The sequence below is a fragment of the Clostridioides sp. ES-S-0005-03 genome, from assembly GCF_020658455.1.
Classification (GTDB): Bacteria; Bacillota; Clostridia; order Peptostreptococcales; family Peptostreptococcaceae; genus Clostridioides.
The window spans coordinates 703,735-725,242 of sequence record NZ_JACVWI010000002.1; the positions used below are offsets into that span (position 1 = coordinate 703,735).

Annotated in this window: 27 protein-coding genes; 4 read left to right on the forward strand and 23 right to left on the reverse strand. The window is 30.0% G+C overall.

From position 1 onward, the window contains the following. Nucleotides 1–69 precede the first annotated feature (69 nt). The 4 genes from IC218_RS12240 (at nucleotide 70) to IC218_RS12255 (ending at nucleotide 2,434) form a co-directional block, all read left to right on the forward strand. Nucleotides 70–492 (forward strand): hypothetical protein, encoded by a 423-nt coding sequence (locus IC218_RS12240; protein WP_227824533.1) that lies wholly within the window; start codon nucleotides 70–72, stop codon nucleotides 490–492. A 12-nt stretch (nucleotides 493–504) separates the two neighbouring features. After that, nucleotides 505–705: a hypothetical protein gene (locus IC218_RS12245; RefSeq protein ID WP_227824534.1), complete on the forward strand. Its 201-nt coding sequence runs from the start codon at nucleotides 505–507 to the stop codon at nucleotides 703–705. Between the two features lie 414 nt (nucleotides 706–1,119). Beyond that, nucleotides 1,120–2,088 (forward strand): CPBP family intramembrane glutamic endopeptidase, encoded by a 969-nt coding sequence (locus IC218_RS12250; RefSeq protein WP_227824535.1) that lies wholly within the window; start codon nucleotides 1,120–1,122, stop codon nucleotides 2,086–2,088. 28 nt (nucleotides 2,089–2,116) lie between these two features. Further along, on the forward strand, nucleotides 2,117–2,434 hold the full coding sequence (locus IC218_RS12255) for a hypothetical protein (RefSeq protein WP_227824536.1): 318 nt from the start codon (nucleotides 2,117–2,119) through the stop codon (nucleotides 2,432–2,434). Nucleotides 2,435–2,507: 73 nt separating this feature from the next. Here the strand turns inward: IC218_RS12255 and IC218_RS12260 are convergent, their stop codons facing one another. The 23 genes from IC218_RS12260 to IC218_RS12370 all read right to left on the reverse strand — a co-directional run bounded on the left by IC218_RS12260 (nucleotide 2,508) and on the right by IC218_RS12370 (nucleotide 21,508). Beyond that, complete coding sequence (locus tag IC218_RS12260; RefSeq protein ID WP_227824537.1) at nucleotides 2,508–2,795, reverse strand: hypothetical protein; 288 nt, start codon at nucleotides 2,793–2,795, stop codon at nucleotides 2,508–2,510. 106 nt (nucleotides 2,796–2,901) lie between these two features. Continuing rightward, nucleotides 2,902–3,741, reverse strand: a complete 840-nt coding sequence (locus IC218_RS12265; protein ID WP_227824538.1) for an N-acetylmuramoyl-L-alanine amidase — start codon at nucleotides 3,739–3,741, stop codon at nucleotides 2,902–2,904. Next, the gene (locus IC218_RS12270; RefSeq protein WP_227824539.1) at nucleotides 3,741–3,998 is read right to left on the reverse strand and encodes a phage holin family protein; all 258 of its coding nucleotides are present in this window, start codon (nucleotides 3,996–3,998) and stop codon (nucleotides 3,741–3,743) included. The genes IC218_RS12265 and IC218_RS12270 overlap by 1 nt, the downstream gene beginning before the upstream one ends. 15 nt (nucleotides 3,999–4,013) lie before the next feature. Next, a complete protein-coding gene (locus IC218_RS12275; RefSeq protein ID WP_227435859.1) occupies nucleotides 4,014–4,244 on the reverse strand; it encodes a hemolysin XhlA family protein in 231 nt (76 codons plus the stop codon). 30 nt (nucleotides 4,245–4,274) lie between these two features. Beyond that, entirely contained in the window at nucleotides 4,275–4,412 is a 138-nt protein-coding gene (locus IC218_RS12280; RefSeq protein WP_227824540.1) for an XkdX family protein, read from the reverse strand. A 1-nt stretch (nucleotide 4,413) separates the two neighbouring features. Next, nucleotides 4,414–4,713 carry a hypothetical protein gene (locus IC218_RS12285; protein ID WP_227824541.1) on the reverse strand — a complete coding sequence of 100 codons (300 nt, stop codon included), beginning with the start codon at nucleotides 4,711–4,713 and terminating at the stop codon, nucleotides 4,414–4,416. Then, a complete protein-coding gene (locus tag IC218_RS12290; protein ID WP_227824542.1) occupies nucleotides 4,710–5,939 on the reverse strand; it encodes a hypothetical protein in 1,230 nt (409 codons plus the stop codon). The genes IC218_RS12285 and IC218_RS12290 overlap by 4 nt, the downstream gene beginning before the upstream one ends. Nucleotides 5,940–5,973: 34 nt before the next feature. Continuing rightward, nucleotides 5,974–6,144: a hypothetical protein gene (locus IC218_RS12295; RefSeq protein WP_227824543.1), complete on the reverse strand. Its 171-nt coding sequence runs from the start codon at nucleotides 6,142–6,144 to the stop codon at nucleotides 5,974–5,976. Between the two features lie 11 nt (nucleotides 6,145–6,155). Beyond that, entirely contained in the window at nucleotides 6,156–6,503 is a 348-nt protein-coding gene (locus tag IC218_RS12300; RefSeq protein ID WP_227824544.1) for a hypothetical protein, read from the reverse strand. 19 nt (nucleotides 6,504–6,522) lie between these two features. After that, the gene (locus IC218_RS12305) at nucleotides 6,523–8,211 is read right to left on the reverse strand and encodes a glycine rich domain-containing protein (protein ID WP_227824545.1); all 1,689 of its coding nucleotides are present in this window, start codon (nucleotides 8,209–8,211) and stop codon (nucleotides 6,523–6,525) included. 16 nt (nucleotides 8,212–8,227) lie between these two features. After that, nucleotides 8,228–9,250: a phage tail protein gene (locus IC218_RS12310; RefSeq protein ID WP_227824546.1), complete on the reverse strand. Its 1,023-nt coding sequence runs from the start codon at nucleotides 9,248–9,250 to the stop codon at nucleotides 8,228–8,230. Next, complete coding sequence (locus IC218_RS12315; RefSeq protein ID WP_227824547.1) at nucleotides 9,243–9,890, reverse strand: YmfQ family protein; 648 nt, start codon at nucleotides 9,888–9,890, stop codon at nucleotides 9,243–9,245. Before IC218_RS12315 ends, IC218_RS12310 begins: the two co-directional genes overlap by 8 nt. Then, complete coding sequence (locus IC218_RS12320) at nucleotides 9,887–11,023, reverse strand: baseplate J/gp47 family protein (protein WP_227824548.1); 1,137 nt, start codon at nucleotides 11,021–11,023, stop codon at nucleotides 9,887–9,889. The genes IC218_RS12315 and IC218_RS12320 overlap by 4 nt, the downstream gene beginning before the upstream one ends. Nucleotides 11,024–11,034: 11 nt before the next feature. Further along, nucleotides 11,035–11,493: a DUF2634 domain-containing protein gene (locus IC218_RS12325; RefSeq protein WP_227824549.1), complete on the reverse strand. Its 459-nt coding sequence runs from the start codon at nucleotides 11,491–11,493 to the stop codon at nucleotides 11,035–11,037. Then, nucleotides 11,468–11,833 (reverse strand): hypothetical protein, encoded by a 366-nt coding sequence (locus tag IC218_RS12330; RefSeq protein ID WP_227824550.1) that lies wholly within the window; start codon nucleotides 11,831–11,833, stop codon nucleotides 11,468–11,470. The genes IC218_RS12325 and IC218_RS12330 overlap by 26 nt, the downstream gene beginning before the upstream one ends. Continuing rightward, a complete protein-coding gene (locus tag IC218_RS12335; RefSeq protein ID WP_227824551.1) occupies nucleotides 11,826–12,788 on the reverse strand; it encodes an XkdQ in 963 nt (320 codons plus the stop codon). The genes IC218_RS12330 and IC218_RS12335 overlap by 8 nt, the downstream gene beginning before the upstream one ends. Then, nucleotides 12,785–13,456: a LysM peptidoglycan-binding domain-containing protein gene (locus IC218_RS12340; protein WP_227824552.1), complete on the reverse strand. Its 672-nt coding sequence runs from the start codon at nucleotides 13,454–13,456 to the stop codon at nucleotides 12,785–12,787. The genes IC218_RS12335 and IC218_RS12340 overlap by 4 nt, the downstream gene beginning before the upstream one ends. Nucleotides 13,457–13,525: 69 nt before the next feature. After that, nucleotides 13,526–14,269: a hypothetical protein gene (locus tag IC218_RS12345; RefSeq protein ID WP_227824553.1), complete on the reverse strand. Its 744-nt coding sequence runs from the start codon at nucleotides 14,267–14,269 to the stop codon at nucleotides 13,526–13,528. Nucleotides 14,270–14,352: 83 nt separating this feature from the next. Then, a complete protein-coding gene (locus tag IC218_RS12350) occupies nucleotides 14,353–17,421 on the reverse strand; it encodes a phage tail tape measure protein (protein WP_413926963.1) in 3,069 nt (1,022 codons plus the stop codon). A gap of 288 nt (nucleotides 17,422–17,709) precedes the next feature. Then, on the reverse strand, nucleotides 17,710–18,903 hold the full coding sequence (locus IC218_RS12355; protein ID WP_227824555.1) for a phage tail tape measure protein: 1,194 nt from the start codon (nucleotides 18,901–18,903) through the stop codon (nucleotides 17,710–17,712). A 176-nt stretch (nucleotides 18,904–19,079) separates the two neighbouring features. Next, nucleotides 19,080–19,574: a phage tail assembly chaperone gene (locus IC218_RS12360; RefSeq protein WP_227824556.1), complete on the reverse strand. Its 495-nt coding sequence runs from the start codon at nucleotides 19,572–19,574 to the stop codon at nucleotides 19,080–19,082. Nucleotides 19,575–19,657: 83 nt separating this feature from the next. Next, nucleotides 19,658–20,071 (reverse strand): phage tail tube protein, encoded by a 414-nt coding sequence (locus IC218_RS12365; protein WP_227824557.1) that lies wholly within the window; start codon nucleotides 20,069–20,071, stop codon nucleotides 19,658–19,660. Nucleotides 20,072–20,086: 15 nt separating this feature from the next. Beyond that, nucleotides 20,087–21,508 carry a phage tail sheath subtilisin-like domain-containing protein gene (locus IC218_RS12370; RefSeq protein WP_227824558.1) on the reverse strand — a complete coding sequence of 474 codons (1,422 nt, stop codon included), beginning with the start codon at nucleotides 21,506–21,508 and terminating at the stop codon, nucleotides 20,087–20,089.

Consider the following 21,508-nt stretch of genomic DNA (forward strand, 5'->3'; position numbering starts at 1 on the left):
TTTATATTTACAAACGACACTTTATAGTGTACAATATACTTAACAAAATAATTATTGGGGGTATTTAAGATGATAAAATTTGAAGTAGGCAAAACTTATGCAACAAGAAGTGTATGTGACCATGACTGTGTGTTCACTATAGAGGTTATTAAAAGAACTGATAAAACTATAACTTATAAAGAAGATGGTACTATTAGACGTGCTAAAATTCGTTTTAATTATGATTGTGAATACATAAGGATTGGCAACCATAGTATGGCACCTTGTTTTAATGCTGAAGGCTTAGTTATAGAAGACAAAGAAAATGTATCTACTGCAGAAAAATACTTCGTAATAAGCAGATACTATGATGATGGCAAGACTATTGCTTTTATAGAAATAAATAACACTAGATATAAGACTGAATATGTTAGAAACTTTGACCAGTATGTAGACGAATTTTTTACTTTGGAAGAAGCAGAAAAGCGCTTACAAGAATGCCTTAGTGCTTAAGGAGGGATATAGATGTGTTTTAAGACTTATATACTAAAAAGACTTGTAAATAACAAGCAACTAGAATTAACTCGTAGTTTTGACTTAGATAATCTTATTTGTACTGCAACAGAAATATTAGAAGAAAACGAGATTGATTTGATAATTACAGATGAAAAAAACAAGATTGTTTGGAGAAATGAAAAAAGCACTCCCCAACATGAGAATGCTTAGTTACAGATATAGAAGTGTACTGCGAATACACTTCTATTTTTTTATTATATCATATATTCTAGGTTGTTAAAAAGACCTATTTAAATCGTTTCTAAGATATGTTGAGTAAGGTTATTGATAGTTTATACATTTAATGTATTTCAAAAAAATAAGCACTCTTTTTATAGGAGTGCTTTGGTGTATGTTAATGTATATATCTAATACAATTATAACAGGTCTTATGTTTTAGTATGATAATTTTCGTTCGTTTTATTGTTACAGGTTATGCTATAGTTTTATGTATCCTGTTAATATTTGTAATATTTTAGATACTCTTTATACTTACATTGCTGCTATACTTTTATTAAGAAAATTAATACAATATGAATTTGTTATTATAGAAAAGAAAGTAATATGTTAAAGGAGGTTTTTGTATTGAAATTACAAGAAAAATGGATTGATTTATTAAATCCAAGATATATTGAAAATGAAGAAAAAAGAAAGAAAACTCAGATTATAATATTTTTTTCTATAACTTTTGGCTTAACCTATTTATTAGGTTTACTATTATATTTCAATAAATTTATTGACCCAGAAAATTTTGCATCATTCATGATGATATTACCTTTATCTTCTGTTGCTATCGCAAAATTTTATACAGAAGGAAAAACTAATGATAGGTATAAGTTTTATTCATTGATAATATTATTTTTCCTTTTGTACTTTTTATTATTTATTATTGCCTCATTAAAGTTAATAACAAATAATGAATTCTCAATAATAAATATTGTATTAACCTTTATAAGTAGTTTATGTGTTATTATTTATTCTTCTAAACCAACAGATTTGTATCTTCTAAGAAATCTAAGAATAGGTGCTTTATTAATTGTCTACTTTATATTTTCTCAAATTATCCTTGGATTAATAATAAGCAAAAATAATCTTAATTATAATGGTATTTTATTTTATCTTAATCTTACTATAATATCACTAATATATATTTATCCTTTTTTATCTGAAGAATACGGCTGGAGATGTTTTTTACAAAGTATTTTCTTTGGTAAATTTGGCAAAAAAATAGGTGTTATAATTGTAGGTGTTTGCTGGAGTTTATGGCATTTACCTTTACAATTTACATTCTATAGTCCAGATGCTCCAATAATGGGAAGTGTAATTCATTTAATATATGGAATCGGACTTTCTATATTTTTAGGTTATGTTTATTTGAAAACTAAAAATATATGGTTTTGTTCTATAATTCATGCTTTAATTGATAATTTAGATGTTATTTGTAATAGTTCTGAAATGACATTTAGCTACTATGTTATTTTAGAGAGGCTTATATTTGTATCATTATTTTATCTTCCTTTCCTCTTTGCAAAAGAATATAAACAACATACATAAAAATTATTTTGTAAAGGGGGTATCTACTATGAATTTTTGGAATGGACTATTTTTACTTTTTGGAATAATATTTATAATAGGGAATATAATAAAAGGCTTAACTAAACATAAATTTAACTATTTTAGGAAAAAATATTTTAACAAATTAGAATTAAAATATGGAAAAATAGATAGAGAAAAAACTATTAAACTAGAGATGTTTTATCAATATTTAATAGGCTTGGAATACATAATAATGGGTTTATTAATAAAAAGATTAGATACTGCAATAACAACATTAATATTAGTATCCATTATAACAATAGTATCCCATTGTTTAATTAGAAAGAAATATATAACTATATAAACTATTTATAATAAAACGCTGATATAATCAATAAAGAAGGTAACAACTATCTCCAGTCGCTACCTTCTAATCATCAATTCTTAAGTTTTGATATACTAAAATTTTTAACTTGAGACTTGAATAACTGCTCAATCTCACCGACTACACTCTGTATCTTATTTTCATATCTTGAATCATAATATATATTTATCTCTCCTATACTATTTATGCTTATAGAATAGTCTTTTCTTTCTATTATACATATGCTTCCACAATCTGATAAATCATTCTTGTATATTGATTTTAATTGTCTTTTTATCTTGAGAAAGTCTATTGCTGGATAAATATTATTTGGATAAAAACTCTTATCATTTATTAACATCTTATCCACCCCTTATCGTTTTATTTATAAAACTTTATACCTTATTAAAATTATATTAAACATATTTTTCCATATATTCATAATTATTTCATATAAAACATTTACTCTATCTATTAATAAAATCCAATGCTTTGTAAAGCGTATCAAATCTATCATTACCCTTTATCATTGTATATTTTTCTTTAGTTATGGACCCTATCTTATTACATGCCCCTCCCCCTACAACATATAAATTCTCTGTCTGACCTGGTACATAATTTTTTATATCGCATATTAATATTTTACCATCATTATAACCCCAGCTAACTACAGTTGCAGGGATTTTGTCAACCTCTCCATCGTAAACGATTGTATGTTTGTACATTTGCTTAACTCCCTCATTACTTATATTTTTATTCAATGTACCTTCTACAATTAGCTTAGCAATACCTTCATACCCAAACTTCTTAGCTTTCTCATAATCATCTTTATTGTCACAAAAGAAACTTTCTATTAATATTGCTGTAGGTTTGGAACTATTTAAAATATATAAACTTTTATCTAATTTAGCTCCTCTATTACCTACTTCTTTATCTCCTTTTTTTCTTATGAAAGGTTTAGATAGTTTATCTACTACTCTTTGTGCATATTCTTTCCCTTTTTCACTATAGTAAAATACTTCTGTTCCAAAAGCTCCTACTCCACTTGAATTTAAATGTAACTCTATAAGTAAGTCATATGCTCCGCTATTAATTCTAGGTATTTTGTAAGACCTTTCCTCACCCTTAGTTTTAAACTGCTTTTCGGGGCATATTATTACATCTACCTTATGTCCTTCTTTTCTGAATGTATCTGCCAATATTGGTGCAAAAGATTTATTATATTGATACTCGTTAACTACTCCATCAGCAGAAGTACATGCTCCACTTTTTAAAATACTATGTCCTACTGTAATGCATATTTTCATTATTTATTTTCCTCCTTCAACTGTTTGTAAGTTTGATTTATACCTATTGATATACCCCAGCAAATTACACCTTGTAATATTGAGGTTGGATTTAATCCTAACATCCATACTGAAAAACCTATTCCAAGTGCTAACAACACTACTGGAATATATTTATTATCTAGTTGTTTATACTTCTTACAACCTGCTCCTATAACATAAAGAGCAGCTACTAAAATTAGCAACTGCTCTGGTATGAAACTTATTAAATTATCCATTTATTTTCCTCCTAATTAAAATATTCCTCTTTGAATTGCAAATATAAAGAACCCTACTAATGTTGTAATCATTGTTCCAATTAGCCACTTTAACATACTTGTAAGTGAGTTTAAATTCTCACATAGTGCTTTTAATTCTGCTTTAGACTCTATATTTGCTACTTTTAATTCATCTATTTCATCATTATGTTTATTTATTGTTGCTTCATGTCGTTTCAAATTATCTTTGAAAAGTTCTTCATTCATGAAAACCTCCTTATTTTTGCATAAAAAAGACTATGCTATATAGTCCTCTCCTACAATTTCTTTATATTCTGTTAATGTTATTTTACTCTTTGAAACTGCTGTTTTAACTTGCTCTTTAGTCCAATTCCCATTTTTATAAAAATCATTTATTATCTTATACCAATTCATATTATATCACCCCATTACTCATAAGTTGAAATGTTAAATCTGCTATTGTTTGTTCTGTAGAATTTATTTTATCTTCTAGTCTACTTTTAATATCTGTATATCTATAGAAAACCTCTTTAGTATCTATATTTATAAATAACTTCGCCTCTTTATTCTCTACATATTGTTGTGTCGGCAATTCCTCAACTAAAATGCCCTTTTTTAAATCTTCTTCACCTAATGCACTTGGTTCATAATGTAGCATCCCAATATATTTTATATTTTGTTCCTCTGTATCCATTAAATTTCCTAAATAAATCATAACGATTCTCCTTTCTCATCTGAATAAATTCCTTTTGTTAATACATTTCTATAAATACCACCATTAATAAAAAAAACTAAATTATTTATTATAATCATATCATCATTTGGAAGTGTATAACCTAATTTACTATAGCCATTAATCACTTTTAAGTTTAAATCAAGTTTCTGAAAAGAACTAGTTGAATTTATGTTTAAAGCATATATATATCCATTGTGAATATCAAAATTTCTATGAGTATGCATTTCTGTATAAGCAATAACATTTAAATTTGCATCATATTTTACTAATCCACTTTTTTTATTACTTTCAACTTCTATTCCCCTGTCTCTTTCAGATACAAAAACAAAATCATTTAAAAACTTAATATTTTTTTCATACAATTGTCCGCCTAGCCTTAACTCTTTAGAAATAGAAAAATCAAAATTTATCTTAGTTAGGTAACAATCTGTAGAACCACTTGAATTTGAATGCTCTGTCGTAGCGTAAATGGCATTCCTATTGCAAACAAACTTACCTCTTTCAAAATCGTAAATACTATTGATTGACATATCTTTAGTTAGCATTTTATACATATCAGATATTCTTATCTTGTGAAGTATTGAAGAAGTTTCATCTCCATAGACTCCATAAATAAATTCCCCATAAGTACATAACTTATAATAACCACCTTCTATAGATTGTATCTCACTTCCTGTCATTTTATTTATTTTATATAATTTAGTATTATCAGATATAAATAAAAATTCTTGAGTAATGCAAATACATGAGAAGTTAGCATTAGCTAAAGTAATGTCAAAAACTACAGTTTCATCAATGGCATTAATTTTAATTAAATGAGTTTCTTTAATTACATAAAAATAAGGTTCTTCATATTCTAATGTTTTGAAATTCCCACTACATTTTTCAATGTATTTTATAGCGCCATTTATAACTAAATATGGGGAAGAATTTGAAAGCATCGCTTCTCTTAAATCCAACCTGCCTTCTTTTTTATCAATTTTATCTTTTATTTCTTGCCATGTATCACTTGTAGCAACTTCTGCACCTTTGGAGTTCAATGCTGTTACTACATTATTTTTAGCATTAACTCCATTTTGAAAAACCTCTTTTAAAGCATCTTCTACATTATCACTTACAAAATTATTCTCTGTATCCTCTATAGTTACTTTCTTTGCTTCTAAAACAAGATTTCTAACTTTATTAACCAACTCTTTGAAAGTCAATTAAACCACCTCTTTCCAATAAAAAAAGAACCTTCTATACTGTTGGTTCTGCTGGTGTTTCTTCTTTATTTAATAAACCTGTTAACTCTAAATATTGTTCCTCTGTAATCCTGTTTACTGCATAAAATACATCCATCTTATGTTGTAAATCTTCTTTAGTAATATAGTTCTTTTGTTCTATCATTAATTTTAATAAGTTATACATATTAATTCCTCCTAGATATTGTTATTTAATTTCATATTTACTATTTCAAATGCTGTGTTTACTATCTCACTATCTCTATTTTTATTTTCTTCTTTTAACATACTTAGTTCTTCTTCTAATGCTTGCAATCTCTTTTGTTCATCTGTTAAAATAACTTCTATATCTTTTAAGACAGTTTCTTTTGTAACTGGATTTATAGACTCTATATACTGTTTACTATAGTCTATACTTCCATATTCAACATCTAAAAAGTTCAATTCAGTTATTTCTGACCATTCTTTTATGTATCCTGTTGCTTCACCAGTTTGAAGCCATATATTGCCTGTTTGGTCGTAAATTATTCTATTATTTCTGTTCATATAACCACCTCATTTTTTATTATTCGTACGCTACCCAATCAAAATGTGTGTTAGCAATTGAAAAAATAGCACTACTAACTTTGTCAAAACCAGCAACTTTTTGTAATGAAAGAGTAAAACTATTCTGTGTAACTGAATTTAATTTTATAGAAGATGTACAACTATATTGTTCGTTAGTGCATTTACGACCAATAACAAAATCGCTTAAGTTTGTTATACAAGTAAATTTTACATCTTGAGCTGGTACATAACTACCTAAAAGCATTTCATTAATTATGATGATACTTGGAGTGAAGTCTAAATTAATAGGCACAATCAATTTTTTAACGGCAGAAAGACTATCCCCATCTATTAGTCTGAAATTAATCCTAGTTTCTTCATTAAAAAAAAATGTTCCTTTTGCTTTTCTTTTCCTTTGACTAAGTTGATTATTCAATTCTGTTATCCTATTTTGCAATTCCTGCACACTAGCATCTGAACTGTCAAAAGAGGTTTTAATTTTCTCTGATAATTCTACGAGTGTATTATTTAAATTTGCTTCTATATTCTTTAATGCTAAAGTATTTATAATACTTGTCTTACCAGTTTTAAATCCTGCATTAACTTCAACTAATTTTGTAGATATATCATTTAAATTCACATTTTCGGGTAATGGCATTATATTCTTACTTATACTTAATACTTTTTCTACTGTAGCATTTGCACTATCTGTAACGACTATTTTAAGTGTGTGTAGTGCATTATCTTCTAACGTATAGTTAATTGTTTTTTCTGTTGTTAAATCTGTTGTGATAGTTTCTTTTAACACATCATCTATAAAGTATTCAATTTTATTTAGTAGCGTAGGGTCTGTGTGGTCTGCTTTGAATGTTGCTTGTGTGGAGTTATAAGAAGATACAGTTAAAAAAGGTAATGATTGTAGTAATGTTATTTTAGCATAACCATCTGCTTTAGTAGTATTACCTCCAACAGTCATAACTACATTTTCAAGATAATATTTAGATGTTGGCGTATATCCAATAGGTTTATAACTATCTTTGGTTAACACATAACCACTTCCACCTCCTGCTCCACCAACTCCTATTATAGCAGAGCCACCAAACCAGCCACCTCCACCTCCGCTTCCATTTCCGTTTCCATCTCCTGTTATAACGGAACAACCTTTTCCAAAACTTCCATTTTCTGTACTCACACGACCGATACCACCTTGGTATTGTGTACCACCAGGGCGATGTGTAGAATTTGCGCTATATCCAGTACCTCCTTCTAATCCACCTCCTGCACCACCAGTATGAGGATAATATGCACCACCACCTCCACCAGCAACAATTATACGAGAAAGCAAACTTTGAGAATTATCCCAAACACCTCCAATAAGCCTTATATCCGTAGCACCACCGCCGTACATAGAAAAATAAGTACCCATAACCTGTTGATTTAAATAACCTTTACCTCCACCATTAAACCCTTTTTTAGTGTTATTACTAGTAGATGAAGAAGCAAAACCAGTTTCCCCAACATAAACATACAATGTAGTTAGTTTATTTAATGTAAGTTCGCCTTTAGAATATCCGCCTCTAGCATTAGTATCCCAAGAAGAATTATTAATACCGCCAGAAGCACCATAACACTCCATTTTATATTTGCCAGGTTTTAATATTACACTTTGCGGTGAACCTGTATAATTAAAATTCCATACTGTCTGCACCTTATCACTCTCCTTTCTAACAATAAGTTATTAACTCATTTACGCTAGTTGCAATATTGGATAGCCCACCATTCAATTTTTCTTCTATATTAACTAATCTATCTTCAATTTTTTTAGATGAATAAGTAGTCATTTCACTCACTCTGTTATCATCCACTGTAGCGTTTATAAAATGAGTCTCTGCATTCCCATTTATCACATAAACATTTAACTCAACTTTTACTCCACTTCTAACCTCAATAGAATTATCGTCTATAATTGTGAAATCGGGTACTACATTATCTTTTGTAGTAGCATCTATAATACTTACAGTTATTCTCTGAGTTAACAAACTATGTGTTACAATTGCTTTGAATCCACCTTCTTGATTATCTATCCAATCATCAATTGTTATTGTTTGAGTAGATGCTACATTAGAACCCCCTGCTATTAGCTGGTCAATTTTTATATTTTGTTTCTCATTTTCTGTGTCAATTCTAGTGTTTAACTCTGTCTTAGTAGTTTCTATGTTGCTTGTTAACTCTGTTTTAGTTGTATCTATTTTAGTGTCTAACTTATTGATATTTGTTAATATTTTTTCTTCATCTTTTTTAGTTAAAAATATCGCAGTTGGGTCAACAACTAAGGTCACTTTCTCTACATTAGATACCTCTATGATAAATTTCAAATACAAATCTTTCATAGCTCCATTACCAACTTTTGGCTTATATGTTTCAGGACTTTTACAAATTGCAATCATATCGCCTTCATTATCTATAAGAGCCATTTCTCTAACTGTAAACCCACCTATTGAACCAGGTACACATGCTGTTGCAATAATCCAATTAGGATTATTTTCATCCTTGTCAAAAGCATTTATATTACCTTCCCAAACTTTATTTTTTAATGCTGTTTGCTCTTCTGTTGGATTGTAATAGCTTCCTCCTCCATCACCTGCTTGAATCTTCTCTAGTACTACTGATTTACCTAGCATTCCTGCGTTAGCAATTTTAGCTTTTCCTATATTTGTAAGTATAGTGTAAAATTGTTCATCAGCCATTTATACCACCTCCTTTTGGATATACTGTTAATATTTCTGAACTCATGTTATGAGCTAATGCAAACTTAGCTTTAACATTAGCTTTTACTTCTTTACTTGAATAAGGATATACTGTTATTTCTTCACTCATAATTGTTGTTTGTGCAAAATAAGTTTTACTTTTTAATAAAGATACTAACTTATAACTTACAGATAGATGAGAAGGTTTTATAACATTTACTCTCTTATATAAATCTTCTAAATCTCTAGGAAAACCTTGAGTACTGATTAATTCAACACCGAAAGTATATGGAGATATGTTTTCATTTATTTTTATATTTGCACCTGTATAAGATTGAAGTATCATAGACATTCTTTTAGGTGTCATAATATATTTGCTTTGGAGCTTAGCAATGACTTTTCTTCTCCTAGTTTCTATAGCTTCATCTAGATTAGTAGCTAAACCTACTTTATTTTCCCAAAAACTTAAACCCCATGTTGCACTTTGAGGAAATAATTGTAATTCTATTTCTTTATTTAATAACTCTAAATTATCAAATTCGCTTCCTATAGCTTCATATAAGCTTTGCATTATGATAGATTGCTCGTATATCGGTGACAATGTAAGAAGCATTTCTCTACCTTTTTTAGAAGCTATCATCCAACCACCTCGTTAACTATTTCCCCTACTCCGACCACTTGGTCCTGCAATTTTATATTTTCTTTTACATCATTTATAGTAAGATTAGAAAAGTCCTGTATGCCTTCGTCTGTCAACATCATAGAACCTACTATAGCCTGTATAGCATTGTATGAGACCGTTCCACCTAAATCAATTTTATCCAAATATTTGTCTATCTTAGTTTTTAAATTGTCTAATACTGTTTCTTCATTAAAACTGTTACTAAATATAAAACTAGCTTTTACATTAATAAGTAATGTTTCGGGTGTTACAACTGTTACTAAAGCCCCGATAGGAGCTTTCCCATCCCTATTTTCTCCTTCTGATATATTTAATGGATATATATAATCTTGAACTTTATTTATCAACTCTTGTGTTGCTGCTTTTCTATTTTTGTCTAGTATTAATACTTTTACTGTCCCCGCTCCATTCCATTCGGGAACTACATAAGCATATCCAACTCCATCTACTTCTTTAGCCCATCTTATATAATCTGAATTAGCTCCACTAAGTTTGTCTTCTTGCTCTGCTACAAGAACTCTTTCTCTAAAATGTTCTTCGTCTTCTATATCTGTTCCACCTTTGAAATCTTCTTTATTATTAACAGATTTAATTCCATTAATCGAACCTAATAAAACAGTTACAGTATTTTGAGATACGTTTCCTATAGTTCCAGTTTCTCTACATTCTGCTTTAATATCTACTGTTTCATTTTCTCCTATAGTTTTAGTTTCAAGAAGCTCAAACTCTATACTCTGCTTTTCATCAGTTGCAACAGTAGTTACTATAGTTCCTTTTGTAATGATAGCTCCTTGCATACCTGTAAATGTAATAATTCCAGTAGCCTTAGTTGGTTGATTTTTAAACACTCCCTTACATTCACCAAGCCACTCTAAATAAGTTCCATAGCTGGTTTGAGGAAATGCAACCTTTAAATTATTTTGTAATCCTAGTTGTTTTAACTGTGCAACTTCTTCTGCTGTGGGTCTTGTTGCATCATAAATAAAGTCTCCTTCCAATGTAGAAATATCTTGAAAGTTACTTAACATTCTTTCGTGTATTGCTTCTTCATCTTCTGTCAAAAAAACTGGTATAGGTAGCTCTCTTTCCATGTAATAATCACCTACCTTTTTATGTTCCCATCTATAGTTATATTTTCATCATCTATTGTTAGTACATCAAATTCATAATTAACAAGCCTACTATTTTCAAGCCAATTGAATATAAAATTACTCACTTCTTTTGTATATGGATGAACTAAAATAGTTTCTTTTATTAACCTAGATATTTCAAGTTCTTTAGCACTTTGAGATAGGTTACTAGCAATTAAGTCTTTTATTTCACTTCCATATACACTAGAATAAGCTGACCTTTTATACCTAGGTGTTAATATAGCTTTTTGACACCATTGTTTATATGCCTCTACCTTGTTACATCTTTTTAATGTTCCATCTGCATTTTTAACAAATTCACCTTTTATAAAATCAAATAAAAAAGAACCTTTTAGGTCCAGTTCATTTTCATTATTATTTTTTAATTCTATAGTTTCAAAAGTTTCATTTTGTGGAAATAGGTTTGGCATTTACAACCCTCCCAATTATTGCAAATTCAGTTCCCATAACGGCTACTAATACATTATCACCTATAGTCAATGGTTTCAACTCTTTTGGAGTTTCTATTTTATGTTTATGTCTATATTCTGCACCTAACATTTCATCTGAAAGAGTAAAATAATCTTCTTTTAATGTTAAATTCTCTAATATTAAATAATCTTGTATTTCATCTTTATAGCCACTTACTTTAAGGCCATTTGTTGTTATTTCTGCAAGTGAACAACCCATTCCAAAAGTGCCATTTGCCACACTTTTATTCATTTTTTCTTTTAATATTCTAGCAACTCCATTGAATCTAGCATCAGTCATTGTTATAAAATTTCCTCCTTATATAATCTAAAGTTCCTATATTGAGCTTCATTTTTGGTGTAGAGTCTAGTGTATGAGTCACATCTATAACATAGTATTCTCTTCCTTTTAGAGATACCTTGTCACCTGCTCTTATTCTATTTATATCTAATACACAATCAACACTTATTGTTTCTTCGCCCGAATTAAACATTGCTTCTGCTGCTTTCTTAGCTTCTTTTGCATTAGTTATCTTTTCATCTTGTTTAATCTTTTGTAGAGTTCCATATTTGTCTGAGTCCTTTTTATATGTGCCAATGATAGGTGCTTTTGTATTTTCATCTTTACTCTTACCTAACACTTTTACACTTGTTACTGCATCATTAAAACTACTTGTAAAGTTTGCATCTTCTAATATACTATCTAATTTATATACATTTGCATTAGTTCCAAGCTTGAATAATTTTAATTTATTATCCATTCTTACTCTAAATAAGTCTCCACCTTTTGTTGCTGTTTCCTTTAAATCTTTTTTAATCATATCCAGTATATTTGTCTTATGTATTACTTTAGCAAGCTTCTTCTCTGTGTTGGCTAGATTGTAGTAAGGTATATTCCATTGCTTACAGTAATATTCAATTCTCTGTGTTGCTGTATTTTCTTTAAAACTATATTGTTCTTCTGATTCTTCCATATAGACTGTTCTTTCTCTGCAAGACAATGTCAGTTTCTTACTCTTTTCACTTCTTCTAGTTTCCCATATGACTCCATCAAAGATTGTTTCTTCTTTTTTACTCTCATATGCTATATCAATTAGAACTATTTTATCACCTTTTTTAATTCCTATATCTTGAAGTTGCTTAGGTTCTACTAATGATACATCCATTTTATATGCAACTCCGTCTATAGCTTCACTTAATGTTATTCCTTCATTAAAATTTGCAATATCATATTTTCCATTTAATATTATTTTCATTTGCTAGGTATCACCAACTTTTGTCCTTTTTTAATAATATTTGGATTTTTACCAATAACTTTTTTATTTTCGGGTATATTATAAATCTCTTTCCACCTTGAACCCTTACCTAAAAGATTTTTAGCTATCTTATATAATGTATCACTTGCTTTAACAGTATATATTTTAGATTTAGTTTGAGTATTAGGTCTATTATCTTTTAAGTCTGTTTTAGCATTACTCTTAGTCTCTTTTTTTAATGTCTCTATCTTCAGTTCTCTGTAAGTTCTAAATGTTATCTCAATGTCTCTATCTTCTTCTCTTCCTGCTGTTTGAGTATTACTAAAATTAGATATTGTAACTAATCCATTGTAGCCAAAACCAGTTATAATAAGTCTTAGAGGTTCGGTTTGGTCTACCCATTTTTCAAGCATTGCAACTATTTCAATTGGATTTTTTAACTCGCTATATCTGCAATAAGAAGCATCATATAAGTTGGGTAAAAAGGTCTTGAATGATATTTCTCTTATCTTCTCCCCTTCTTTTTTAATGTCAAATTCACCTAGATTTACTATATCAACAGTTTCAAATCTTTTTTCTTTTTTTATAGATAGAGAATCTTGTGGATTTACTGGAAAATGAAAATCTATTTTTTCTTTTTCATTTTTTAGGTATATGTCTATTACCAAGTTATCACCTCTTTTTTTACAATAAAAAGCTCTTACAACTTGTAGGAGCTTTTTATTATTATACAAATATTAATTAAACATAAAATTTATTTGTTCTTCTATGCTATTAACTTCCGTATTTGTATTATTAATATGATTTTGAAATTTTGGTGGTTGCACATGGAATCCATCACTTATTGCAACAGATTTGTCGGGCTCATCTTTTTTATTGTATTGCATAACTGTTACAACTTCTTCTCCAATATCATTTTCATAAAATTGAAATTGAATGGTATCATTACTTTGGTTATCATATACATCAATCTGTCTTAATGTCGTTTCATTTGGTTCTATAATTTCATATTTATAACCAAATATATCTAAGTTTGATTTTATACCTTCATAAGATGTCATATTAACACAATTTTTATTTTTTAAGTATACATCAGTAAAAAACTTTGTTGGTTCATTATTTTTCTCTTTTTCTTCATTCTTTTGTTGTTCTTCCACTTTTTTTGCTTCTTCTTTCTTTTGTTGTTGTTCTTGAATATTATTTTCAGATTTTCCCTTATCTTTATCATTATATGAAACTTGCTTCACAGGAATAGGCTCTTCTTTATCTATACTTAATACATTATAAACATTTCTAGTACAAAGCGTTGTCAAAAAAACTAATATGCAACCTAATGCAATCTTAGCTTTTTTCTTACTCCCAATAGCTTTAACTAAAAACTCAATAGATAACAAAACTAATGTTATTGGTAAAAGAATTACAGCTATAATTCCAATAATAATTTTTAAATTTCCATTCATACTTTTAAATCTCTGCCACATAATATAAAAGTCCCCCTCATAAATTTATATATTAATATAATTATAACATCTATAAGAGGGCTTTTTTTAACAACAATTCGACATTATCCAATGTCTTGTAATGCTTCTCTTATTTCACTCTCTACTTGAGATAATATTTCTTGTATCATTTCTTCTTTGTTATTACTCTCTTGAACGTTTATAGATATCCCGCCTAGATTTATAGTGCTATTAGAAGAATTAATACTATTTGGTGTAGCTTCTCTATATTCTTTATTATCTGTATCTAAAATATTTTCGAGAGGAAATTGTCTAACATTATTTATAACATTAGAATAACTTCCTCCAATTTTTTGTGATGGAGTCGAGCTTAAGCCTAACATCTTGCCTGTTTGCTCATACAAGCCTATCGCTCGACTTCTTCTATTGTTAGAAAGAGGAATAACCATTTCAGCTCCATCTTCTCCACAAATAGAAGTTCTTGTTGCAACTCCACCATCTGCAAACTGACCAAATATATTACTTAGTATTCCGCCGCCTTCATTTACTGTTCTTTTGACAGTTGTTTGCGTAGTCTTAACATTAAAGGATGCACTTATTGGTGCTGAAACTGTTGCTCTTACACTATTCCAATAGCTAATAACTTGGCTTGACATAGCATTGACTTGGCTTACCACAGAACTACACATAGTAGAAATAGCACTTATAGCTGAACTACTTAAACTTGTAAAAGATATTCTAGCACCATTGTACATACTACTACACGCTACTCTAACATTTGTTGCTAACATATTAAAAGAAGTTGTAGCACCATTATATAAACTCGAACCTGCTTCTCTTCCAACTTGAGCTAATTGGCTAAAGCTTTGCTTAGCCCCATTATACATATTTGTAGCTCCTTGTTGGACTGTTGCAGTAGCTTGGTTAAACGCTGTATCTATGCCAGTTGTAAGATTAGAACTGTTAACTTGAGGTGTAGCATTATTTAAAGCATCTGTAACACCTTGTTGAGTTGCTACTCCTAATTCATTTCCTTTTTGCTGAACTGTTGGTACCCCTGCTTGAACTCCACTAACAACACCATTTGTTATATCTGTTCCAAGTTGTTGTCCTGCCTGTTGCACAGCTGGATTTCCTTGCGTTAGAGCATCTACAACCTGCTGATTTGCTTGTTGAGCAGTTTGAGAAGCTGAACCTTGTATTTGACTTGAAGTTTGAGCAAATATACTTCTTACAGTTTCTAAAGCTTTTGGTCCTTCTATTCCTAGATTATTTAGGTTTTCTAAAACTTTAGAAGCTTGTGTTTCTATTGGAGTGCTAAAGTCTACATTAGCAAATATTTGCCCCATTTCCCCATCCATTTTGCCTAATGTCTGTTGCATTTGTGGTCCTATTTGATTAATGGTACCAAGCATACTGCTTATTGCTCCATTCATACCATCTTGGTTAAAACCAATTTTAAACGAATTAAATGTATCACTCAAACCTTGCTTTAGGTTTGTAGTATCTAGTGCAGTAGAAGCTTGTGAGAAAATAGTTCTTAATGTGTCTATAGCTTGCGTTCCTTCCAATCCTAGACTATTTAGATTCTGTAATACTTTAGTTTTCTGTGTATCTATAGAAGAATTAAAGTCCACTCCCTTAAAAATCTCTGATGCTTTACCACCTAGACTTTTCAATGTTTCTATAGCCTGTGGTCCTGTTGATTTCAGCGAATTTAGCATTCCAGTAACTCCGTCTTTCAACCCACCTACATTTGTTCCTTCCTTAAAAGCATTAAAAGCATCACTCATACCTTGTTTTAAGTTATTAGAAGAATCTGCACTATATTTACTTATAAAATTTAAAGTTTCTTGTATACTACTTCTATATTCTTGAGCACTTAATTTACCTGCCTTAAAGGCATCATTAAGATTTTTGGTAATTTTACTTACTTTATCACTTGGGTTCATATCTGCTGTCACGCCCGACAATATTATTGCCATATTATCATTAAGCCCTCTCATCATAGTAAGAGATTGGTCATCTAAACCTTTTAATCCATTCGTTAATGCTCTAGCTATATCACTAGATTTCTTCTCTGTTACATTTTTAGATTGGTCAAAAGCTGTTGAGAAGGCTTTAGTAACACCTTGTAACTCTTTTGAAGTAGATTTTTTTAATAGAGCTGTTGCGTTAGAAGTTTCTGAATTTATATCTGATAAAGCTTCTTTTGTATTTGTTTTAATTTCTGCTGTAGTTTTTCCAAATAGATTTTTTAATGCCGAAGCTTTTTCATCCCAACTTTTATCAGATAAAAGTATTCCTATTCCTTCACCTATTCCTCCAAGCATTATCATCAAATTTCCTAATGTAAGCTTTATAACTCCACCGATTGACTCCATTATTGTAGTAATATATTCACCAAAGGAACCAAATCTAGTTTGTAAATCCATCATGGCAGTTTTATTATTGCTTATTGCAACTGTCATTGCTGCAAAAGCTATAATCACAGCTCCTATTCCTACTGTTAATCCAAAAGCCGCTAATTTAGCTGTACCAAAAGTACTTGCAAGTAAACTTAAACTTTTAATAGCTCCTCCAAAAGCAAAGGTGGCTTTAAGTACCATAATAGAGGCTATAACAGAAGCAATTGCAGGTAATAACACTTGAAATCCTGCTTTTATCTTATCAAAATTATTAACAAATTTTTCTGTCACTCCAACTATAGAATCACCTATCTTCGGCATATCTCTTATAAGTTTCTCTACAAATCCTCTTGTCATAGGTCCTAGTCTTTGCCCTACGCTTATTCTTACATCATCAATTGCAGATTTTAAAAGTGTAAATTGACCACTTAGAGTATCTAATTTCATGTCAGCAATTCTTTTAGCTTCACCTTCTGATTCTGCAATAGCTGTTGTTAACTTATTAAAGTCACTTTCGCTTGCATTTACAACAGCCGCCCAACCTGCCATTGCTGTTCTTCCAAATATAGAAGATATTGCAACGCCTTTCTCAACATCTTCTAATCCACCTAATTTTTCTCTAAGACTTCCTATTGTTCCTGCTAAATCCAAACTTCCATTTTTATTTTTCTTTAATTCTATTCCGTATTTTTTGATTGCAGAAGCTGCTTCTGCTGGTGGCTTTATTAATCTAACTAGACCTCCTCTTAGCGAAGTACCTGCCATGCTTCCCTTGACACTTGCACTCAATTTGTTATGTATAAGTTCTTTATCTTATACTCTCCTAGTTTCCTAAGAGTATCGGACTATATCTTCATCTTCAACTTTACTTGCTAAGATGTTCGGCACTCGTGTTGGTATTATTGTTTGCTATACTCAACCATTAGTCTCTACACCTTCTAAGTTACTTTTATTAGCTTCACTTAGCTTGGTTCGGAATTAGCATATTTTTTAAACTTAGCTTTTCCCGAGTTCACCGAATGTTTTTTACTTAAATTTCTTTAAGCTGACCAATTATTTAGCCATTAGACCTGTCGCAAGAGATAAATCTTTCATAGATACTCCTAATGCTCCACCCATAGAACCTACATATTTAAACGTCTCACCCATTAATTCAACACTTGTATTGGAATTTGTTATAGTTGCCGCCATTACGTCAACAAATTCAGTTGTATCATTTGCAGTTAGCCCCAATGCAGTTAAACCATCTGTCACTATATCAGATGTTAGAGCCAAATCTGTTCCTCCTGCTGCTGCAAGATTTAATACATCAGGTATTGCTTTTATCATTTGACCAGACTTCCATCCTGCCATTCCCATATAATAAAAAGCATCTCCTGCATCTTTAGCTGTAAAGCTAGTATCTCTCCCTAATTGCCTAGCTTTAGCTGTTAAAGCTTCCATTTCCTTTCCTGTTGCTCCCGAAACAGCTTGTGCATTCTTCATACTTTGCTCAAAACTTGCAAAGCCTTTTACCGCAGAACCTACACCAATTCCACCTATCAAAGCTCCTGCGGCAGCCGTCAACTGAGCAAACTTACTAATAGCTCCACTCACAAAAGAGTTAATTTTTCCTGTAAGTCCTCCAAGTGCCGAACTAGCTTCATCTCTAATCTTAACTGCCGCTTCATATCTCTTACTTACGAATTCTTGTAGTTTATTTTTAGTTCGAGAAATAGTGTTTATAGCTTCATCTGCCTGTGTCTTTATCTTTATAATAGTATCAGCTTTCAAATTCTGTATCTTAGCTTTTATTTTGTCTATTATAGAGCTAGACTCATCTTGTCCTCGAATTATTATAGGTGGTGCAGGCTTAGAAACTTCTTTTATCTTATTATTAACTTTGTTAACAGTAGAACTCGCATTATCTGTAGCTTTTAACCTTGCTGTTACTGTCTTTCTAGCTTTATTAACATTATTACTAGCCCTATTAGCTACATTACTAGCATTGTCTGTAGCCTTTATTCTTGCTGTAACAGTTTTTTTTGCTTTATTCATATTGTTATTAACTCTATTTACAACACTTGAAGCTTTATCTGTAGCTTTTATAGCAGGATTAACTTTTATTCGGTTAAGTGTTTGCATCCTTTTTTCTGTCTGCTTCATGTATTTTTCTATAGCACTTAGTTTGCTTTTTGTTTCTCCATCACCTTTTGCACTTATGACAACATCAATATGGTACATTTCCTTTTTAGCTATTTCCCTCACCTGCCTTTGTAAAAATATTTATTTTTTCATAGCTTTATTCTCTTGCTCTATTTCATTTTGAGTAAATACTTTCATTAAGCGTTGAGACATTAAATTTTTCTTAACATAAACATCTGGAGGAACATGATGCTTAACAAAGATGTTATTTAAAACAGTCAGTCGTCCCCCCATTTTTATTAGTTTTTTATATCATCGTCACTTATTTCATCATAAAAACCAGATAGCTCTAATATTTGGTCACTTATTTTACTTAATTCTCCTGCTAAAAATTTTCTCTTTATAAATTCTCTAGCATTTGTTACTTTCATAGCATCAAGTAATTTTTGATTAGAAAAGTTAGGTTTTACAGTCCCTTTTTCTATTAATGCTAGATTAAACTCATCATCATTTAATTTTTCTTCTCTTCGCCCTTGAATCTTTGCAATTTTAGTACAATCTTTTCTTATTTTACTAATCTCTTTTTCTGTTAATGCTTTCAATGTGATTGGTATTCCTAACCTTTCTAAAAATACAGTTCTTTCGGGTACTGGCGAATCTTCCAATAACTTTGCTATTATTTCATCCTCTTTCATCATCAACCTATCTTCATTTGTTTCCTCTATTTCTTCATCTAAATCATTATCTTTTTCTATTGCCTCATTTTCTAACTCTCTTTTATCCATATCTAACATATTCTTTCCTCCATTAATTTTAATAAAAAAAGCCACAAACACATTAACTGTTTATAGCTTTTTATACATAACACTTTTATATTTTAAAGTTCATTCAATAAATCATATCCTCTAAAACTTCCCTCTACTTCTATCTTTACAATCTCGCCAGCTTTAGAATTTATAAGAGGTAATTTTTTTAATCTACAGTTTTTTAATCTAACGCTTTCATATCCTAATGTTTCAGAGTTAGATAATTTATATATTATTTCAAAAGACCTAAATCCTATTTTTGCAAATCTTGAATCTGTCTTATATCCATTTAAAGAGAATGAACCTTTAGTAGTCCCAACTCTTGATATTTCATTTTGACAACCTAACAGTTTGATACTTTGCTCATCTTGCTCAAAATCAGCTTTTATTTCTTCCATGTATAGCTCTTCTACACCATCAATAAGTAAAACTACATCGGAACCATTCAGAAAACTGGCTTCTTCTATATAATCATCATTATACATATTTTATAACCTCCTTTATCCTAGATACCCTGTACCATATATTTTTTTCATCACATCAACCTTAATAGCATCCCATTTCCAGTAAAATTCATCTGCTTTGGCGGTTGCTTGAAGTTCTGTATCTATATCAACATTAAATTCTGATATAATACCTTGACTCATTAATTCTTCAAAATATTTCTTTAATGCACATATAACAGTTGTCTGCCCTGTCGAATCGTTGAATATCTTACCTACAAATTCCTTTCGCTTCAATGAAGTATCTTTATTTATAGTGTTAATAAACATAATATTAGAGATATATCCCATAGCTTCATTTTTATTATCTGTATACTTCTTAAATGTGTTTACATCATCAACTATAATCACGTCTCCATCATCAAAATCTAAGACCAGTGTCCCACTTTTCAAACACTCTTTAACTTCTGATTGACTTAGTCTTGGTTCCACTTCTTCAAATATAGTCTTAGCATTACATATACTACCTGTTATGCCTTTGCTTACTGCTAATGCTCCTATATAAACAGCTACTTCACTAGGAGTATATTTTATTCCTTCAAGATAAGCTGAGCTTCCAAGGTTAATTATATTTTCATCATTAAAGCTTTTTGATTTATCATTAATTTGTTTTATATTATCCTCTGTTTTTCCACCTAGAAATAACAGTATGTCTTTTCCTAATTCTTTATTTTTAGCTATCCAAGCTTTTGTAGTTTCTTGCAAAGCTTCCTCAGCTACACCATCAAGTACAAAAGAATCAAAACTATATCTCTCAAATTCTTCTAATGCTTTTAGATAAGACTCATTAGTAATGGATGTGCAACCATCATTACCACCTTCAAGCGCTACATTTACTAAGTTTGCTAGTGTTGTATCACTATCAGCTACTTTAGTTGCGATTACATACTCATTATCTAAATTAGAGTTTATTTCTAGCACTATTTCATCTATAGTACCTTTAACACTTGAACTAAATAACTGCTTAGTTCCTTCAAAGAATATAAAGTCCTTTTTATCTGAATCAACTAGATTAGATTTTATTGTTACATTAAAGTTTCTAACTGTTGGATACTTAGTTTCTAACTTAATTACATCTTTTGCAGTATTTTCTGTAGTATCTTTAAGTATTAATGTACCATTTTTTTGATTTCCATCTACAAGTCTATACAGCAATAGTTCCTTTACATTTCCTAACAGAGCTAATTTACCTAATTTGTAGGCTGAATAACTCATATCATCACCAAATAGAGTTTTAAGCTGTCTCAAATCATTTTTTATTGTTATTACCTTACCTACATCTCCCCAATTAGCTCTAATAGGCATTGCTAATCTACCCTTTAAACCTGTATTTGTAGACTTTTCTGCTTGAGTCTTGAACCTGTTATAAAAACCAGGCATCTCCTTTTTTTCTTTTTCATTCCATGTACCAGTTGCCAT

Excerpts from the sequence above, each read along its gene's own strand:
- IC218_RS12315 (WP_227824547.1), bottom strand. The coding sequence starts at position 9,890 with ATGATAGCTTCTAAAAAAGGTAGAGAAATGCTTCTTACATTGTCACCG.
- IC218_RS12365 (WP_227824557.1), bottom strand. The coding sequence starts at position 20,071 with ATGTATAATGATGATTATATAGAAGAAGCCAGTTTTCTGAATGGTTCC.
- IC218_RS12265 (WP_227824538.1), bottom strand. The coding sequence starts at position 3,741 with ATGAAAATATGCATTACAGTAGGACATAGTATTTTAAAAAGTGGAGCA.
- IC218_RS12270 (WP_227824539.1), bottom strand. The coding sequence starts at position 3,998 with ATGGATAATTTAATAAGTTTCATACCAGAGCAGTTGCTAATTTTAGTA.
- IC218_RS12335 (WP_227824551.1), bottom strand. The coding sequence starts at position 12,788 with ATGAAAATAATATTAAATGGAAAATATGATATTGCAAATTTTAATGAA.
- IC218_RS12275 (WP_227435859.1), bottom strand. The coding sequence starts at position 4,244 with ATGAATGAAGAACTTTTCAAAGATAATTTGAAACGACATGAAGCAACA.
- IC218_RS12320 (WP_227824548.1), bottom strand. The coding sequence starts at position 11,023 with ATGGAAAGAGAGCTACCTATACCAGTTTTTTTGACAGAAGATGAAGAA.
- IC218_RS12280 (WP_227824540.1), bottom strand. The coding sequence starts at position 4,412 with ATGAATTGGTATAAGATAATAAATGATTTTTATAAAAATGGGAATTGG.
- IC218_RS12330 (WP_227824550.1), bottom strand. The coding sequence starts at position 11,833 with ATGACTGATGCTAGATTCAATGGAGTTGCTAGAATATTAAAAGAAAAA.
- IC218_RS12345 (WP_227824553.1), bottom strand. The coding sequence starts at position 14,269 with ATGTGGCAGAGATTTAAAAGTATGAATGGAAATTTAAAAATTATTATT.
- IC218_RS12285 (WP_227824541.1), bottom strand. The coding sequence starts at position 4,713 with ATGATTTATTTAGGAAATTTAATGGATACAGAGGAACAAAATATAAAA.
- IC218_RS12350 (WP_413926963.1), bottom strand. The coding sequence starts at position 17,421 with ATGGCAGGTACTTCGCTAAGAGGAGGTCTAGTTAGATTAATAAAGCCA.
- IC218_RS12245 (WP_227824534.1), top strand. The coding sequence starts at position 505 with ATGTGTTTTAAGACTTATATACTAAAAAGACTTGTAAATAACAAGCAA.
- IC218_RS12360 (WP_227824556.1), bottom strand. The coding sequence starts at position 19,574 with ATGTTAGATATGGATAAAAGAGAGTTAGAAAATGAGGCAATAGAAAAA.
- IC218_RS12370 (WP_227824558.1), bottom strand. The coding sequence starts at position 21,508 with ATGGCAACTGGTACATGGAATGAAAAAGAAAAAAAGGAGATGCCTGGT.
- IC218_RS12260 (WP_227824537.1), bottom strand. The coding sequence starts at position 2,795 with ATGTTAATAAATGATAAGAGTTTTTATCCAAATAATATTTATCCAGCA.
- IC218_RS12255 (WP_227824536.1), top strand. The coding sequence starts at position 2,117 with ATGAATTTTTGGAATGGACTATTTTTACTTTTTGGAATAATATTTATA.
- IC218_RS12310 (WP_227824546.1), bottom strand. The coding sequence starts at position 9,250 with ATGGCTGATGAACAATTTTACACTATACTTACAAATATAGGAAAAGCT.
- IC218_RS12240 (WP_227824533.1), top strand. The coding sequence starts at position 70 with ATGATAAAATTTGAAGTAGGCAAAACTTATGCAACAAGAAGTGTATGT.
- IC218_RS12300 (WP_227824544.1), bottom strand. The coding sequence starts at position 6,503 with ATGAACAGAAATAATAGAATAATTTACGACCAAACAGGCAATATATGG.
- IC218_RS12295 (WP_227824543.1), bottom strand. The coding sequence starts at position 6,144 with ATGTATAACTTATTAAAATTAATGATAGAACAAAAGAACTATATTACT.
- IC218_RS12325 (WP_227824549.1), bottom strand. The coding sequence starts at position 11,493 with ATGCCAAACCTATTTCCACAAAATGAAACTTTTGAAACTATAGAATTA.